This is a genomic window from Terriglobus roseus DSM 18391 (genome assembly GCF_000265425.1).
In the GTDB taxonomy this organism is placed as follows: domain Bacteria; phylum Acidobacteriota; class Terriglobia; order Terriglobales; family Acidobacteriaceae; genus Terriglobus; species Terriglobus roseus.
This window is the reverse complement of the sequence record NC_018014.1, coordinates 4,682,882-4,700,565: the sequence shown is the minus strand read 5'-3', so window position 1 is coordinate 4,700,565 and position 17,684 is coordinate 4,682,882. Positions and strand designations below refer to the sequence as shown.

The following is a 17,684-nucleotide window of genomic DNA, read 5'->3' as shown; positions in this document are numbered from 1 at the left end:
GCATCGGTGGGCCGTGATGCGCCACCTCACTTGAACTACCGGATGCTGGGATTCAGGTTGAAGGCGGTGGAGGTACTCGCGCTATCGACTGTGTAGCCAACCGTTTGCTCCGGGCTCGACGAAGCTGCATTCACGGTGCCCGTCATCATCAGGGCTACATCCAGAACCATGGCCGTAGCCAACATCCATTTCAGAAGATTCATTCGGTCTACCTCCTCATCGTTTGTGAAGACTAGACCTTCAGATGCACCACTTTCTACGGGAAAGATCTTCCAAAACGGCGAGAAAACCACGCATTTCAGGAACTCTTTGCCGCATTTGGCTCATTTTCCCAGCATCTCCAGCAGATCCTGCTCGCTCAACACGCTCACACCCAGATCCCGGGCCTTATCCAGCTTGCTGCCAGCCTCTTCTCCAGCGACCACATGACTCGTCTTCTTTGACACCGTGCCGGACACCTTGCCTCCCGCGGCCTCGATGCGAGCCTTCGCTTCATCGCGCGTCAGCGTCGGCAGTGTGCCGGTCAGCACGAAGGTCAGGCCTGCAAGCGCGGTACCGACAACGCGCTTCTCAGCCGTGAACTGCAGACCCTGCGCACGCAGCGCTTCCACCAGCGCACGATTCTTGTCGATGCTGAAGTAATCGACGATCGTCTTCGCAACGATCGGTCCAATGCCCTCCGCGCGCACCAGCTCTTCTTCCGTGGCGGTCATGATGGCATCCATGCTGCCAAACGTATCGGCCAGGTCTTGCGCAGTGCGCTCACCCACATGACGAATGCCCAGACCCAGCAGCACCCGATACAGCGGCGCAGATCGCGACCGGTCAATCTGCGCAATCAACGACTCCGCAGTCTTCGGCCCCACACGTTCCAGCTTCAGCAGGTCGTCGGTCGTCAACGTGTAAAGATCCGCAACCGTATGCACCAGCGCCGTCCGCGTCGGCTCATCGGCCGTCGTGTCGTTCGACTCTTCCACCATCTCCGCATCGCGCACATCCAGTGACATCGGCGCATCCGGCGCTTCCACATCCGCCAGCGAGACAGGATCGTTCAGCGGATGACCCAGCAACTGCGCCACCATCGCTTCGCCCAGGCCCTCAATGTTCATCACGCCACGCGAGGCATAGTGCAGCAACTCTTCGCTCAATCGCGCCGGACAGCTCGCATTCACACAGCGAAAATCGATCTCGCCATCCTCGCGCACCACCGGCTCTTTGCACTTGGGGCAATGCGTCGGGAAGACAATCTCCTTCGTGCCGCGCGGATGCTCCGCGTCCTCGACCACCTCGGTGATCTTTGGAATCACATCGCCGCCACGCTCCACGGCAACATAGTCGCCAATGCGCACACCCAGACGCGCAATCTCGTCGGGGTTATGCAGCGTAGCGCGCCCAACGGTAATGCCACCAATCCCCACGGGATCCAGCGCAGCAACCGGCGTCAGCTTGCCCGTCCGACCCACTTGAAACAGAACATTCAGCAGCTTCGTCACCGCACCACGCGCAGGAAACTTATACGCAATCGCCCATCGCGGTGCCTTGCCCGTAAATCCAAGCCGCCGCTGTTGCGCAACCGCGTTCACCTTGATCACGATGCCGTCAATCTCATAGCCAAGCGTGTCGCGCTTCGTCTCAGCCTCTGCAATGAAGGAAAGAACCTCCGCAATACTCGACGTCAGGAGCCTATTCGGATTTACTTTGAACCCAAGATCCGTCAGCACATTCAACGCGTCAGATTGCTTTTCAAAGATGTGCTGCTTTTCTTGGAAGTAAAGATCGTCCCGCTGCACAAAGAGGAAGTATGGGCAAAACTCTAGGCCCCTTCGAGCCACGATCTGAGGATCTACCGTTCGGACCGTTCCCGCAGCGGCGTTACGGGGATTTGCAGCTTCAGACTGTCCAGCTTCTTTACGCTCTCTGTTGAGTCTTTGGAAAGAGCGGTGAGGCATGATCACTTCTCCGCGCACTTCGAAGGAGTCCGGCATACCTAGTTGGGCAAGCTTGCCGCCTTGTATCGACAACGGAACGGTATGCATCGTACGGACGTTGAGGGTTACATCCTCTCCCGTCGTACCGTCACCCCGTGTTATGGCTCTGTCGAGATAGGCGGCGGGGGTCACTTGCTTCCCAGCATGAGACGATCGATGGCTTCCCGGAACATACTCAACTGCCAGCGAAAGACCATCCAGCTTGTACTCGCAGACAAATTCCAGCACATCGCTCGAGTGCAGCGCGCCACGCACACGGTCGGCCCATGCGCGCAATTCCTCTTCGTTGTAGGCGTTATCCAGCGAAAGCATCGGTCGAGAATGCGCCACCTTAGCAAAGCCATCCTTCACCTTGCCGCCCACACGCTGCGTCGGCGAATCGGGCGTCACCAGCTCCGGATGCTCCGTCTCCAACGCCTTCAGCCGGTTCACCAGCTTGTCGTACTGCGCATCCGTCAGCGTCGGCTGATCCAGCACGTAGTACAGGTGCTCATGGTGAACAATCTCGGTGCGCAGTGCGTCGATCTGCTGCGGTACGGTTCCGTCGGCCTGGTTCGCTTTTGACATAGACCTATGCAGTTTAGGACGTTTCAGCCGAATCGCAGCTCCAGCACTCCGGGTGCTCCAACCCTTTGCGCAGCGCCACCACACCGGGTGCCCCATTCTTTGCGCAGCAAAGGGTGGGTTATCGCGCGCCGCGCAACCCGCAGCGCCGCTAACCCTCCAAGAAGCTATCGAAACAAGTCCACCGGCAACTGGCCGGTCGGTTCCACCCACACCGCGCGGGCCCGCTGGTCCTTCACCACATCGAAGTCGTACAGCAGCGTGTGCAGATCACGCCGCGGCCCAAAGCGTTCCACCGCAAGCTGCACAAACCCGAGCCGTGACGTCCCGTGCGAAGCACGCAGCAGACGCACCAGTGCCCCGATCCACATCCGCGTCAGCGTCTCGTGATAGCCGCTGGTCGCGGTATTTGCTGTCCCCACGGCGTGGTTATAGGCGCGTACCCGGTCGCGCATGTGACCCATGGCGCGTGCTTCGCCGAACAGGTAGACATAATGCGCCCCGGCCACCAGGTGCCCTTCGTGTGTCCATCGCGACTTCGGCAGGCTGCCCGCCTCAAACGCGCGCAGGAACGCATCGAGTTCTTCTACGCTCGCAGGCGCTTGATGAGGATCGGTTTCAGACATCATCTCGGCAGTATCGCCCAATGTGACCTCGCAGACGAGCGCAAGCTACGCCGAACGCGCGCCATCCAATCGCGCACCGGCTTCGCGCACCGGCTTCGCGCACCGGCTTCGCGCACCGGCTTCGCGCACCGGCTTCGTGCACCGTTCAATCGCATACCGTCTGGCTCCCAGCGGACTGAAGGTCCGCGACTTCCTAGCCCAGGGCAAAGCCCTGGGTTTCGGGAACAGGGAGAAAAATGCGGGCTGTAGGCCCGCGACAAACTCCACTGGCCGCCATAGGTATCCGAATCTTCTGCCATCGGCCGCGGACCTTCAGCTCGGCGCGAACCATCGTTTGAACCGCGCCCAGGATCATCGCTTGAGACCGCTCATTGGTACGAGGCCGTCCGCCAGGCACCGAACCAAGCGCCAAAGACGCGACACATCTCAGCCCAGGCCGAAGGCCTGGGCAGGGGGATGAAAGAAATGCAGAGGGCTGAAAGCCCGACCCAAATCGCACCGCGAAATGCCGCCTCGCGCGGCTTCCGAAATGCTGTCAATAGGGAAAACACGTAACCCCAGCGGGGACAACGACTTACAGGTGGCGGGTAATTCCGCGGAAATCGCTACAATAGATACAGAGCGATTTCTCAGGAGCACCGCACCTCCACCCGTGGCGCTAACTCCTTTGGAATCTAATTTTTACCCGTAACTCCTTTGGAATCTAATTTTTGCCGAAATGGGAATCGTCAACTCCTTTCGAATCTGATTTTTACGAGAAACAGGGGGAGGGGTACCTCCCTCTCGATCCGAACTGCCACCAGAGAAAGAAGTCCGAATGAAGATTGTTATCGCCGAGAAGGTCTCCCCCGCAACGCTCGCCGTCTTTCAACAGGAGCCTTCGTGGCAGGTTGTCACTGCCGACAAGATCACCAACCTCCAGGCCGAACTCGCCGATGCGGATGCGCTCGTCGTCCGCAGCGCCGTGCAGGCAGATGCCGCTTTGCTGGAGCACGCTCCCAAGCTGCGCGTCATCGGCCGCGCCGGTGTGGGTGTGGACAACATTGACGCAGAAGCTGCCACCAAGCGCGGCATCGTCGTCATGAACACGCCCGGCGCCAACGCCGTCGCCGTCGCCGAACTCACGCTGGGCCTCATGGTCACCATGGCGCGCCAGATCCCCAAGGCGACCGCAGCGCTGCACAACGGCAAGTGGGAGAAGAAGAGCCTGCAGGGCACGGAGCTTCGCAACAAGACGCTCGGCATCGTCGGCCTCGGTCGCATCGGCCTGGAAGTAGCCCGCCGCGCCCGCGCCTTTGGCATGGAGCTCATCGGTTACGATCCCTTCGTCGCTCCCGTCATCGCGCGTGAGAACGGCGTCACCCTCGTCGACATCGACACCATCTTCAAGCAGTCGGACTACCTCACGCTGCACGTGGGCCTCACGCCGCAGACCGAAGGCCTCATCAACCAGCACTCCATCGCCATCATGAAGAAGGGCGTCCGCATCGTGAACTGCGCACGCGGCGAACTCATCGTGGATGAGGCGCTGGTCGAAGGCCTCAAGAGCGGTAAGGTTGGCGGCGCATCGCTGGACGTCTTCCGTACCGAGCCGTTGAAGGAGTCGCCATACTTCGGCATCGACAACGTCATCCTCACGCCGCACCTCGGCGGCTCGACCGACGAAGCACAGGAAGCCATCGGCATCCAGCTCGCACAGCAGGTCAGCGCATACCTCAAGGACAGCGTCGTACAAAACGCCGTCAACGTACCGTCGCTCTCGCGTGAAGAGTATGTCGAGATTGCACCCTACATCGACCTCGCCAACCGCCTCGGCATCTTCCTGGGCCACGCGACCCCCGGCAATCTTGAAAGCATGGAGATCGCCTACTCGGGCCGTCTCGCAACGGGCAAGACCGACCTCATCCGCAACGCGGTGCTCGCCGGTGTGTTGAACGATGCAGATGTGAACCGCATCAACGCGACGGCCGTTGCAACGGAGCGCGGTATCCGCGTACAGGAAGACAAGAAGGAGTTCGCCAGCGGCGGCGCCGGATCGGTCCTGAAGCTGATCCTGCACTCGGCAGAGGGGGAAGCGTCGGCCTCGGCAACGGTGCTGCACGGCAACGCACCGCGTCTGCTCTCGCTCGATGGCATCGACATCGAAGCGCCGCTGACGGGAACGCTGCTTGCAATCCGGAATCACGATGTGCCCGGCGTCATCGGCCGCATCGGCACCGTACTCGGCGAGCATGGCGTCAACATCGCCAACTTCGCACTGGGCCGCAGCGTACGCAGCCAGCGGGTACCGCAGGGTCAGGCACTCGCCGTGGTGCAGATTGAGGCATCGCCCGCAAAGGTTGCGGACGTCGTCGCCGCTCTGCGCAAGGTGGATGCGATCGCCAGCGTACGCGCCATCGAACTGCCCTGACCAACACCGAAACGAGAGGAGAGCCCCTATGCCGATCTATGAATACAAGTGCAACGATTGCGGACGCGCGCTGGAGAAGCGGCAGAAGTTCTCCGACCCGGAGTTGACGGAGTGCCCGCACTGCGGCGGTCGTCTGGAAAAACAGATCAGCGCACCGTCGTTCCAGTTCTCGGGCGGTGGGTGGTACGCAGACGGCTACGGCAATAAGGCCGCTGCAAAGTCCACCTCCGGTGAAGGCAGCAGCGCTTCCGGTGACAGCAAACCAGCAAGCACGTCGTCTCCGGATTCATCTTCGTCCACCAGCACACCGGCAGCGGCACCATCCGCTCCCAGCGCTCCGGCCTCGACGTCGACACCAGCGAAGTAGAAACAGAACATAAACAGAAACACGAAGGCCGCAATGATCATCATTGCGGCCTTCGCGTTGCTTGTAGCTGATTGCTTGGAACTACTTCTTCTTCGGTGCCGGCGGAACCTTCTTGCCAGCCTTGCGAGCTTCGCTCAGACCGATGGCGATCGCCTGCTTCGGGTTCGTGACCTTCTTGCCGCCGCGGCCGCTCTTCAGCGTGCCCTTCTTCATCTCGCGCATCTCGGTGCCAACCTGCTTGCCGGCAGCGGGCGAGTACTTGCGCGTGGTGGTCTTCTTCGCTGCCTTCGTGGCAACGGTCTTCTTCGCAGCAACCTTCTTCGCAGAAGTCTTCGTTGCAGGAGCCTTGCTTGCAGAGGCCTTGGTTGCGGTGGTCTTCTTCGCAACGGTCTTCTTTGCAACAGCCTTCTTCGCTACGGTCTTCTTTGCAGGAGCTGCCTTCTTGGCGGTGGTCTTCTTCGCCGGAGCTGCCTTCGTTGCGGTGGTCTTCTTTACTGCGGTCTTCTTAGCGCTTGCCTTTTTTGTTGCCATGACTACTTCTCCCTGTGGTGCTTCGTGCATGTTGCGACGCGTTTGCGTGGTGCCTCGCGCGTTGTGACTTTGTTGCGTTAACGACGACTGCGGCGGAACCGCAGCAACCAAACTACAAGACCGGAGGCAATCAATACACCTGCAATTGACAGGACTTGCCCAGTAAGTACATAGCGATGCCGCAGATCACCCCGCTGCAGCGCTGCCTGCGAACGCAACAGATCGTCACGCAACCCCGGAATCGTGATTGCATTCATGTCCGTAGTCGGCAGCGAACCGAAGACGCGCTCGAACGCAGGCGGCGTGCCGCTGGTGTCATGCGGCACAGCATCCATCAGCTTCGTGATCTCAGCATCGGGTTGATCGCGGAAGAACTCTGTCTTCGCTGTGTTGGGAAAGAGTGTTGTCTTGCCCGTCATCCGCATCTCGATGGCGCCCACAACATCCTGGCAGACACCCAGCGTGTAGTAACCACCGAACGGCAACTGCGGATGCGCTGCATGCAGATACGCGTACGCCCGCATCATCTGGCCGGTCAGCCGCGTCACCTCGATGGCATCTGCGCCTGTGTACTCATGGGCGTGGCGACCCATCACCCACGGCTGATTGAGCTGGTCGTTGGTACGGAACTCTGCACGTCCGTCGATGCCGAAGTAGAACGTGACGTCTGCATTGATCTTCGGTCCGCGCACCAGCCACTCGTACTCGGCATGCGCAACCGGCACCAGCAGACGATGCGAGCGTTGCCACCAATGATCGGTTGGCACGGCGATCTGGCTGTCGAGGAAGAACGGCATCTCAACGTCTTTGCCGTTGTAGTGGAAGTGACCGAAGTTGGCGAAGTAGCGCGCATCGGCAACGGTGACCTCGTGACCTGTCGCCACAAGTGCCTGGACTAGCTGTTGCGGACTCGTCGCTGTCTCGCCGTTGATGCTTGCGGTGAACGGCGCAGTGGACTGGTAGCCGTTGAGTGACAGCCGATTCATCACCTCGGCAAGACGCGCGCTCTCGGCATGCATCGGTGCAATCTTAGGATCGCCACCATCACCATTGGTCACGTCCGCCGTCAGCTTCGTCACGAGACCCTGATCGGAGAAGGCTGGTCGATCGCTTGGCGCATCGAGTGACTCGGTCATCGTCTTGTCGAGCGCATAAGGACCGAGATGAACGCGATCGCTCGCCGCAACCGGATCGTTGCTCTTCGACATCAGGCTCTCGCCGATGTGGACCGTCTGCGTCACGCGATGGATGGTCCATCCCGGGAAGCGATCGAGGCCGCTCCAGTCTTTGCCAAGCACCAGCTTGCGGAAGGTATCGAAGAGGTCCGGCGTCAGGAACGCACCGTTCTTCTCGCCCTTGTTGATGAAGCTGAGCAATTGTTCCGTGAAGCCCGGCTGCGCGGATAGCTCACGCATCATCTGCGAAAGCATCACCGTGTTCGGTGGAACTGCAGCTGCATCGCCAGCGATCGAACGCTCAACGCCAGCGTTGCTCGCGCATCCGGCGAGCAGCAACAGGGAAGACAGTCGAAGGTAAGACGATGTACGCATGCAACATCTACGATGCAACATTGCATCGCCACGGCGATACACGATGCACCACAAAACACACGAGGCACAACGAATGATCGTTGTGCCTCGTGTCTTGCAGTCCTTCGAACGACTATGCTGCGTTGAGCTTCTTCATCACAAGCTCATTCAACAGCGCGGGATTTGCCTGTCCCTTCGACAGCCGCATCACCTGGCCAACGAAGAAGGCAGAGACGGTTGTCTTGCCGCCCTTGAACTGTTCGACCTGCTTTGGATTTGCAGCGATGACTTCATCGATCATCGCTTCAATCGCACCGGTGTCGCTGATCTGCTGCGGCTTCTCGCGCTCATAGACTGCAGCGAAGTCTTCGCTCTTCTCGAACGCGATGTCGAACAGACCCTTCAACTGCTTGCTCGAAAGCTTGCCATCCTCGACAAGATCCGCAGCCTGCACAATGCCCTGCATCGAAACGGGCGACTGCGAGAGTTCGAGGCCTGCAGCATTCAAGCGGCCGACGAGTTCACCAAGGATCAGGTTCGCAACTCGCTTCGGGCTCTTCGCCGTCTTCGCCGCAGCTTCGAAGGCGTCCGCAAAGCTGCGCGTGTTGGCGAAGGTCGCTGCATCCTGCGCGGTCAGATCGTAGTCCGCGATCATGCGTGCGCGGCGGGCCTCAGGAAGCTCCGGCAAGTCAGCGAGAATCTTCGTCATCCACGCGTTGTCGACGAAGAGCGCAGGAAGATCCGGCTCAGGGAAGTAGCGATAGTCATGCGCGGCTTCCTTGCTGCGCATGCTGTACGTGCGTCCTTCGGCTGAGTTGTAGAGACGCGACTCCTGCACGACGCGCGCGCCGCTCTCGACCACTTCAATCTGACGCTCGATCTCGAAGTGGATCGCCTCGCGGATGAAGCGAAAGCTGTTGACGTTCTTGACCTCAGCCTTCGTGCCGTACTCTGCGGCACCTTTCAGCATGACGGAGACGTTCGCATCGCAACGCAGCGAACCCTCTTCCATGTTGCAGTCGCTGACGCCGGTGTAGAGAAGGATCTCCTTCAGCTTGGTCAGGTACTCGTAGGCTTCTTCCGGCGTGCGCAGATCTGGCTCGCTGACGATCTCCACCAGCGGAGTGCCGCAGCGGTTCAGATCGATGTAGGTGCTGCGCGCGGAGTCGGCAAAGCCGTCGTGGATGCTCTTACCGGCGTCCTCTTCCATGTGCAGGCGCGTGATGCCGATGCGGCGTGTGCCGCCCTTGCCATCGCTGACGTCCATCCAGCCGTTCTCCGCCAGCGGCCGGTCGAACTGCGAGATCTGGTAGCCCTTCGGTGAGTCCGGATAGAAGTAGTTCTTCCGCGCGAAGATGCTCTCTTCGTTGATGGTCAGATTCAGAGCCTTCGACGCGAGCACCGCAAACTCGACCGCTTGGCGATTGAGCACCGGCAGCGCACCGGGCAAGCCCAGGCAGACCGGACAGACGTGCGTATTCGGCTCGCCGCCGTAGCGGTTGATGCAGCCGCAGAACGCCTTGGTCTGCGTCAGCAACTGCACGTGAACCTCAAGCCCGATGACGGGCTGGTACTTCGCGAGAACATCCGGAGAGAGTGCGGCGGTGAGAGACATATCACCTCTGATTCTAGCGAAATGCCCGCGCCGCTTCCGTCCTGAGGCGCGACGGAATAATTTTGCCCCCTGCGTGACGAAGAGTTCTTGCTATCACCTGCTTTTTGGGATATCACTCCACTATCCATTGATTCCCCTTTTCCGGCTGCGCTGAAGGCATCACGTCTTTCTCGATTTGCTGTGAGGTTTTTGTGCTGCCTTTTTCACTACCCCAGGTTTCCTCTCGCCCCCTGTCTCTATTGCTCGCGAGCGTCTTGTGCGCCGCCGCGTGCGCTCCTGTGCATGCCAAGGACCAGGTGCCGGACTGGGTCCGCACAGCGGCGGCAACCAAGACGCCGGAGATTCCGGCGGACAGCGACGCCGTCTTTCTGCTGGAAGACACTACCTACACGGTCGCTACGGACGGCACCATCACCCAACACGTGCGAAAGGTAGTCCGCATCCTGAGGCCCCAGGGCCGCAGATACGGCAGCATGTTTGCGGGATTCAACAGCACTTCCAAGATCAAGTCATTGCATCTTTGGAGCATCGGTCCCGACGGTAAGGAGTACGCCGTCAAGGACAACGAACTGACCGAGGTGGGCCGCGGCGAGGGTTTTGAGCTCTACAGCGACAGCCGTGCCCGTGGCGGGAAGCCGCCCGCTCTCGATCCCGGCGCGGTCGCAGCCATCGAATATGAGGTTGTGGAGCATCCCTACTCGAACCACATTCTGTGGTTCCCGGGCGAGAACGTACCGGTCGCGCAGGAGCACTTCCAGGTGGATCTGCCACCTGGCTTCACCATGAAGACCCACTGGAAGGGCAAGGCTCTGGCGCAGTCGCAGGACCTGGAGCACGGCAGGACGGCGTGGGATGTGCTGAATCAGGCCGGCCTGCACGTGAAGGACGCTCCTCCGTTGGCGCCGAATCAGCTTGCGTCCGCCGCTCGCATGGATCTGTACTTCCAGGGGCCTGGCGCTGGAGGACAGTACGGCGCCATGACGGCCGACTGGCAGAGTATCGGCGAGTGGTTCGAGCGACTGGCGAAGGATCGGAACAAGCCGGACGCTGCGATCACCGCGAAGGCTCAGGAACTGGTGGCTGGCAAGGCGGGCTTCCGCGAACGCGTGGATGCCATCGCCAGCTTCGTGCAGAGCGGCATCCGCTACGTGGCCATCGAGATTGCTATCGGCGGGATGCAGCCGCATAATGCGTCGGACGTCTTCCGTGCGCGCTACGGTGACTGCAAGGACAAGGCGACACTGCTGAGCGCAATGCTGAACGCGGTCGGTATCCGATCGACATGGGTGCTGGTGGATACGGAGCGAGGCATGATCAGCAGCGATGCTCCTTCGTTGATGGGCAATCACATGATCGCTGCCATCGAACTGCCTGCGGACTACAAGCCCGAGGGGATGTACAGCATCGTTACGGAGAATAGCGGCAAGCGCTTTCTGATCTTCGATCCGACATGGGAGAAGACGCCCTTCGGCCACTTGGAACGCGAGTTGCAGGGCAGCGATGCGCTGCTGGTGGACGGCGCAAACAGCCAGGCCATCCGTCTTCCGATCCTTAAGCCAGAGCAGAACCGGGTCGAGCGGAGGGCGAGCTTTCAGCTTGCGGCGGACGGCTCTCTCGACGGCAAAGTGACTGAGAATCAGCTTGGGGACATCGCCCGGGATCGGCGCTATTCTTCGATGGAAGACGAGAAGCAGCAGCAGGATTCTCTTGATCACGCACTGGCCGGTGATCTCCTCAGCTTCCACGTGGGTGATGTAAAGCTGGAGCATGCAGCGGAGCTGGAGCACGATCTTCTTTTCAGCTATTCCGTGAAGGCCGACCGCTTCGCACAGCCCATGGGTGAGTTGCTGGGCGTCCGTCCGCGCGTGCTCGGTCGTGAGGCGTTGCGCGTGGATGCGAAGAAGCGCGAAGTGCCCATCGATCTGGAGATGACGCGTGAGGTGCATGACGACTTCACCATTGGGCTGCCCGCCGGATACGACGTGGATGAACTGCCGCCAGCCGTCGACCTCGATCTCGGTTTTGCCTCCTATCGCAGCGCAAGCAAGGTAGAGAACCACAGCATTCACTACACGCGCACGTATACCGTCCGGGAACTTACGTTGCCGGCCGATCGCTATCCGGATGTCCAGAAGCTGGCACGGACGATCGCCGGCGACGAACAAAGCAGCGCCGTACTGAAACGCACAAAGTAGCCCCCAAAACAAAACGCTTCATTGCCTCGAGGAGGGCAGGATGAGATTCAGATGGTGGTCCGTTGGGATCCATGCGGTGCTTTTACTTTCGGCAGTTTCAATACGCAGCATGGAGGCGCAGTCCTGGTTCATCCCGCCGACGCAGGAAGAGCTGCATATGACGTCGGCGCCGGAAGCGCCGGATTCGGAAGCAATCATCCTGAATCGCGATGAACTCGACGACGACGACAACCACATGCGCGCCATCTACTTCCGCATTAAGATTCTGACGGAGAAGGGCCTGGAGCTTGGCGACGTGGAGTTGGATTACGACAAGCGTCGTGATTCGCGCGGCAACAGTATTGGGGAAATCTCGGCCCGGACGGTGCAGCCTGACGGGACGATCGTCCCTTTTACAGGGAAGCCGTTCGATAAGGTGCTGCGGAAGGATTTTGAGAACTCATACTCTGCACGCGTGTTCTCCCTGCCGGCGGTGAAGGTCGGCAGGATCATCGAGTATCGGTACACCGTCCGATGGGACGACCATACCTTCTTCAGCCCGAACTGGATCGTGCAGACGAACCTCTACCTTAGAAAAGGGCATTTCACCTGGAAGCCCACCAATAAAGAGTTGATAGGGGTACGCCGCGGCGGTCGCGAAAGTATCAGCGAGCGGCTGGTGTGGGCGAAATCCCTCCCGGCCGGTACCGAAGTGAAGCTGACCCACACGCCGACAAACCGCGTAAGGCTTGATCTGGACGTAGCCAGCATCTCTCCATTCCGGGCGGAGGAGTTCATGCCGCCGATCCGCTCCTCGCGTTACCACGTCTTCTTCTATTACACGCCGTACTATGACTCGGTCGACTTCTGGAACACGGAGATCAAGTACTGGAGCAGCGATGCCAATCACTTCGCAACGGTGAGTGACCTGGTGCGGCAGACCGCGACAACCACCATTGCAGGCGCGACTGGCGAAGAGGAGAAGGCGCGCAAGCTCTACGCCTTCACCATGACGCTGGAGAATACCGACTACACGCGTCAACGTTCCAGTGCCGAAGATAAGGCTGAGATCAAGTCCGCCGAGGATGTGCTGAAACGCAAGCGCGGCTCCTCGAATCAGATTGCCAAGACTTACATTGCACTGGCCCGCGCTGCCGGTCTGCAGGCCAGCAGTATGATCGTCACCGATCGAAGCTACCTGCTGCTGGACGTGAACTGGCAGGACTTTGAAGCGCAGTTGACCGATGAGATCGCGGTGCTGACCTACGGCGGAGCGCAACATTACCTGGACCCCGGCAGCCGCTACTGCCCTTTCGGGCATCTGGAGTGGGATCACACTCTGACTGGCGGTGTACTGCAGGACAGCAAAGACAAGACGAAGATGTTTCTGCCAACACCGTCTGAGGGCTTTAAATTCTCGCACACCAGCCGCGTTGCAGATGTACAGCTGGAGCAGGATGGTCACATGACCGGCACGGTCACGCTCACCTATGAGGGCAGCCCGGCGCTGCGCTGGCGGCATGTTGCATTGAGGAACGACGAAGCGGAAGTGCACGAGCAGATGAAGAAGGCACTGGAACGCTGGATGCCGGGTGGTACTGAGGTCAAAGTAACTGGCATCACCGGCATCGATAATGGCGAGGTGCCGCTGAAGGTGACTGCGACGGTAGATGGCCACGTCGGCAACGCAGTAGGGTCGCGGGTCATGCTGCCGGTATCGCTCTTTGAAGCTGGTGCCAGGCCGACCTTTCCGCATGAAAAGCGAGACCAGGCTGTTTACTTTGAGTACGCACAGCTTTTGCAAGACGCGGTCCGCTATAAATTGCCACCGGGTTTCACGGTGGAGTCTGCCCCGACGAAGGAGCAGGCGAAGTACGAGAACCTGGCGCTTTACGCACTGACCGCATCGCAGACACCCAATAGCATTACCCTGCGGCGTGACCTTACGATGGGAGACATGTACTTTCCGCTAACCGAATACCAGGGTCTTCGCACCTTCTATGGTGATTTCGAAGCGAAGGATCACGGATCCATTGTGCTGAAACGCCCGACGGAAAAGGCCGCAATCGAGGCACCGGTCGTGAAGTAGGTCAAATCACGGACGGAGAGACGGGGAGCGCTTAGGCGTTCCCCGTTTTGTCTGCTGGATCGTAAGCGTGATTACCGGCCAACTGTGGCCCATCCCTGGCAGCATCCGGCAAGCCGTCTAGACTGTAAAAGCATGATTCTGCCGTTTGTCCGCGAGATGATCGCGGACCTGGAACACACCGACGCCTTCGAACGAGTCCGCCGCCACCTGAGCGCGGGCAGTGGACGCCGTCGTGTGTCCGGACTTACGGCCACCGCCCGCGCCATCTACTTGCCGCTGATGGTGCGCGCCAGCAATGCACCCGCGCTCATTCTGGTGAGTGACAACAAGGCTGCGGAGGCGCTGCATGCGCTTCTGAACGCCACGTGCGATCTGACCGGTGCTCTAAAGTGCGAAGAAGTGCTGCGGCTACCCGCGCACGATGTGTTGCCCTTCGAGAACCTGTCTCCACACGCAGAGATTCAGGAACAGCGCGCGGCGACACTCTGGAAGATCTGCACCGGCGCCGTCCGCATTGTGATTGTGCCGCTGGAGTCAGCCTGCATGCGCCTGTTTAGCCGCGACTATTACGCAGCGCTGGCTTTGGAACTGAAGCGCGGCGAAGAATACGACACGGCCATGCTGCTGGAGCACCTGCTGACCGTTGGCTACACGCGCGTGGATGTGGTCGAGATGCCCGGCCAGGTCACGTTGCGCGGCGGCATTATGGATGTTTACTCGCCGGAGATGGACCGGCCGGTGCGCATCGACTTCTTCGGCGACGAGATCGAGAGCATGCGGAAGTTCGATCCGGAGACGCAGCGTTCCTCTTCGCCCGTCGACGAGATCGTACTGCTGCCGCTCACCGAAACGCCTGTCACTGAAAAGCTGCTGGGCGCGGTGCATGCGCGGCTGGTACGTGGCGGCAGCGCCGGTGCCGAGCTCGAGGGCGGGGAAGAGCCGCGCGAGTTGCAGACCAGCGTGGGTGAGGTCTCGGTCTTCCCCGGGTGGGAGTTCTTCGCACCGGTCGCTGGTGCACATGGCACGGTACTCGACCTGCTGGGACCGAAGACGCGCGTCTACGTGGAAGAGCCCGCTATGGTGAAGAACCAGGGTGAGCGCTGGTGGAACAAGGTCGAGCAGCGGCACGACCGCAGCGGCATCGGATCGCTGGTGAAGCCGGACGATGTCTATCTTTCGCCGTGGGACTTCGCTGATCGCGTGCGCATGTATCCCGGCGTCGAGTTGGATCAACTCGGCGCGGTCGACGTACTGGAAGCAGAAAGCTCATCGCAGAGCGAGATCGAGTTTGCGACGCGCCCGACGATGCGTTTCCACGGCTCGATACCGCAGTTCACAGAACACCTGAAGACCCTGCAAAGCCAGGATGCACGCGTACTCATTGCGGCACACAACCAGGGTGAGGTTGAGCGTCTTGCCGGCCTGTTCCAGGAGTACGGTGTCGCCTATCGCATTGGAAGTCGTGTACAGCAGGCCAGCGGCTCCGCAACCGTCTATGACGAAAGCAGCTACCTAACCGGCGACATTCGTACGCCAGTCATTGTTCGCACGGCGCTCGCAAGTGGCGTGCAGTTTCTTGACCTAGAGAAGGCGACCGCGCGGCAGTTCATCATCGTCGGCGCGCAGGACCTGAATGACGAAGCTGACGTCAATGCGCGGCCGGTGCAGCGCAAGTCGAAGACCTCAGCGTTCATCAGCGACTTCCGTGACCTGACAGTTGGCGACTTCGTCGTGCACGTCGAGCATGGCATCGCGAAGTACATGGGCCTGCGCACCATCGACCAGGACGGCACGCCGCTGGAACTGATGATCCTGGAGTTCGCGGAGCAGGCCAAGCTCTACGTTCCGCTGACGCGTCTTGACCTGATTCAGAAGTATCGCAGCGCTGAGGCGGGTCCGGCCCCTGAGCTGAACAAGATGGGCGGCGCTGCGTGGGGCAAGACCAAAGCCCGGGTCAAGAAGGCCATGCAGGACATGACCGGCGAGCTGCTGAAGCTGTACGCGCAGCGGCAGGCGGCGCTTGGCTACGCCTTTACGCCGGACTCGCAGATGATGCGCGAGTTTGAGGATGCCTTCGACTACAACGAGACGGACGATCAGCTAGCGGCCATTGCCGACATCAAGCGCGATATGGAGTCGACGCAGCCGATGGATCGTCTCTTGTGCGGCGACGTCGGATATGGCAAGACAGAAGTAGCGATGCGGGCGGCGTTGAAGGCTGTGCAGGATTCCAAGCAGGTTGCGGTGCTGACGCCGACCACGGTACTCAGCTTCCAGCACTTTCAGTCATTCAAGAAGCGCTTCGCACGCTTTCCTGTGAACGTCGAGATGATCTCAAGCTTCCGCACCGCGAAGGAGCAGAAGAAGATCCTTGAAGACACGGCCGCTGGCAAGGTCGACATTCTCATCGGCACACATCGGCTGCTGTCGAAGGACCTGGTCTTTCAGGACCTCGGCCTGCTTGTCGTCGATGAAGAGCAGCGTTTCGGTGTCCGGCACAAAGAGCGTCTGAAGCAGATGCGTGCGCACATCGATGTGTTGGCGATGTCGGCGACTCCGATTCCACGCACACTGCATATGAGCCTTCTCGGCCTGCGCGACATGAGCGTCATCGAGACGCCACCGAAGGACCGCATGGCGATTCAGACGATCGTTGCCAAGTTTGACGAGAAGCTTTTGCGCACTGCCATCGAGGTGGAGTTGGAGCGCAACGGCCAGATCTACTTCGTGCACAACCGCGTCGAGACGATCTACGAACTCGCGTCCAAGATTCGTGAGCTTGTGCCGCAGGCACGCACTATCGTCGCGCACGGACAGATGGGCGAGGGTGAGTTGGAGAAGGCGATGCTCGCGTTCATGGATGGCGAGTACGATGTGCTTTGCGCGACCAGCATTATCGAGAACGGTCTCGACATCTCGCGCGCGAACACCATCATCATCAACCGTGCAGATCGTCACGGCCTCAGCGAGCTTTACCAGTTACGTGGCCGCGTTGGACGCAGCGATCGACGCGCGTATGCGTACCTACTGATTCCGCCGGAGAATGAACTGACGGAGATTGCTCGCAGACGTCTGGCGGCATTGAAGGAGTTCAGCGATCTCGGTGCTGGCTTTAAGATTGCAGCACTCGATCTGGAACTGCGCGGCGCCGGTAACATGCTGGGCGGCGAGCAAAGTGGCCACATCGAAGCCATCGGCTTCGAGATGTACACGTCGATGCTGCAAGAGGCCGTTGCGAAGATCAAGGGCGAAGGTCAGGATGAACGTCCCGGGGTCGTGCTCAACCTGGGTATCTCTCTGCGCATCGATGCGACATACATTCCGGAGGAGAACCAGCGTCTGCGTATGTACAAGCGCATCGCCGGCGCGACCGACACGGGTGTGCTCGCGGACGTGCGCGCGGAGATGATCGATCGCTACGGCGAGCTACCGGAAAGCGTTGTTAACCTGCTTGCTGCAGCGGAAGTACGTCTGCAATGTGAGCGCATCTGCATCGCGCAGCTTGACCGCAAGCGTGTGCAACTTGAAGAGAACAGGCAGAAGGTGTTCCGTGAGATGCTGATCCTTAAGTTTGACCAGAAGGCGAAGATCGATCCGGGTATGCTGATGAAGCTGGTCTCGCGCAATACGAAGAAGGGCGCACAGTTTACGCCCCAGGGAGTGCTGCGCTGGCCGCTATCTTCGGCTCAGTCAGCAGATGTAATCGCAGAGACGAAGGCTCTGCTGGAGCAGCTTGATCTAGCGCCTGCGGCTGTGTAGTCTCGCCGCATCCACGACATTCGTACGAAGAC

General features: G+C 60.0%; 11 protein-coding genes. 5 read left to right on the top strand and 6 right to left on the bottom strand.

Annotated elements, in window-relative coordinates; translation table 11 throughout:
- Positions 1–35 precede the first annotated feature (35 nt).
- The 3 genes from TERRO_RS19420 to TERRO_RS22440 all read right to left on the bottom strand — a co-directional run bounded on the left by TERRO_RS19420 (position 36) and on the right by TERRO_RS22440 (position 3,181).
- Entirely contained in the window at positions 36–203 is a 168-nt protein-coding gene (locus TERRO_RS19420; RefSeq protein WP_014787414.1) for a hypothetical protein, read from the bottom strand.
- Positions 204–323: 120 nt separating this feature from the next.
- Positions 324–2,555 carry an NAD-dependent DNA ligase LigA gene (ligA, locus tag TERRO_RS19415; protein ID WP_014787413.1) on the bottom strand — a complete coding sequence of 744 codons (2,232 nt, stop codon included), beginning with the start codon at positions 2,553–2,555 and terminating at the stop codon, positions 324–326.
- A gap of 164 nt (positions 2,556–2,719) precedes the next feature.
- Complete coding sequence (locus TERRO_RS22440) at positions 2,720–3,181, bottom strand: hypothetical protein (protein WP_157178452.1); 462 nt, start codon at positions 3,179–3,181, stop codon at positions 2,720–2,722.
- An 814-nt stretch (positions 3,182–3,995) separates the two neighbouring features.
- Here TERRO_RS22440 and serA point away from each other — a divergent pair.
- Together serA and TERRO_RS22860 are read left to right on the top strand one after the other, a co-directional pair.
- Positions 3,996–5,588: a phosphoglycerate dehydrogenase gene (gene serA / locus TERRO_RS19405; RefSeq protein WP_014787411.1), complete on the top strand. Its 1,593-nt coding sequence runs from the start codon at positions 3,996–3,998 to the stop codon at positions 5,586–5,588.
- Between the two features lie 28 nt (positions 5,589–5,616).
- Positions 5,617–5,955 (top strand): FmdB family zinc ribbon protein, encoded by a 339-nt coding sequence (locus tag TERRO_RS22860; protein ID WP_014787410.1) that lies wholly within the window; start codon positions 5,617–5,619, stop codon positions 5,953–5,955.
- Between the two features lie 81 nt (positions 5,956–6,036).
- Here the strand turns inward: TERRO_RS22860 and TERRO_RS23755 are convergent, their stop codons facing one another.
- The 3 genes from TERRO_RS23755 to gatB all read right to left on the bottom strand — a co-directional run bounded on the left by TERRO_RS23755 (position 6,037) and on the right by gatB (position 9,630).
- Complete coding sequence (locus TERRO_RS23755) at positions 6,037–6,486, bottom strand: DUF6496 domain-containing protein (RefSeq protein WP_014787409.1); 450 nt, start codon at positions 6,484–6,486, stop codon at positions 6,037–6,039.
- Between the two features lie 77 nt (positions 6,487–6,563).
- A complete protein-coding gene (locus TERRO_RS19390) occupies positions 6,564–8,036 on the bottom strand; it encodes a hypothetical protein (RefSeq protein ID WP_014787408.1) in 1,473 nt (490 codons plus the stop codon).
- Between the two features lie 112 nt (positions 8,037–8,148).
- The gene (gatB, locus tag TERRO_RS19385) at positions 8,149–9,630 is read right to left on the bottom strand and encodes an Asp-tRNA(Asn)/Glu-tRNA(Gln) amidotransferase subunit GatB (protein WP_014787407.1); all 1,482 of its coding nucleotides are present in this window, start codon (positions 9,628–9,630) and stop codon (positions 8,149–8,151) included.
- A 278-nt stretch (positions 9,631–9,908) separates the two neighbouring features.
- Between gatB and TERRO_RS19380 the strand changes: the two genes are divergently transcribed.
- The 3 genes from TERRO_RS19380 (at position 9,909) to mfd (ending at position 17,652) form a co-directional block, all read left to right on the top strand.
- Positions 9,909–11,825: a DUF3857 domain-containing transglutaminase family protein gene (locus TERRO_RS19380; protein WP_052313403.1), complete on the top strand. Its 1,917-nt coding sequence runs from the start codon at positions 9,909–9,911 to the stop codon at positions 11,823–11,825.
- A gap of 109 nt (positions 11,826–11,934) precedes the next feature.
- Positions 11,935–13,893: a DUF3857 domain-containing protein gene (locus TERRO_RS19375; protein ID WP_052313402.1), complete on the top strand. Its 1,959-nt coding sequence runs from the start codon at positions 11,935–11,937 to the stop codon at positions 13,891–13,893.
- A 132-nt stretch (positions 13,894–14,025) separates the two neighbouring features.
- Positions 14,026–17,652, top strand: coding sequence for a transcription-repair coupling factor (gene mfd, locus TERRO_RS19370; protein WP_014787404.1), 3,627 nt, complete (start codon positions 14,026–14,028; stop codon positions 17,650–17,652).
- The last annotated feature ends 32 nt before the right edge of the window (positions 17,653–17,684 follow it).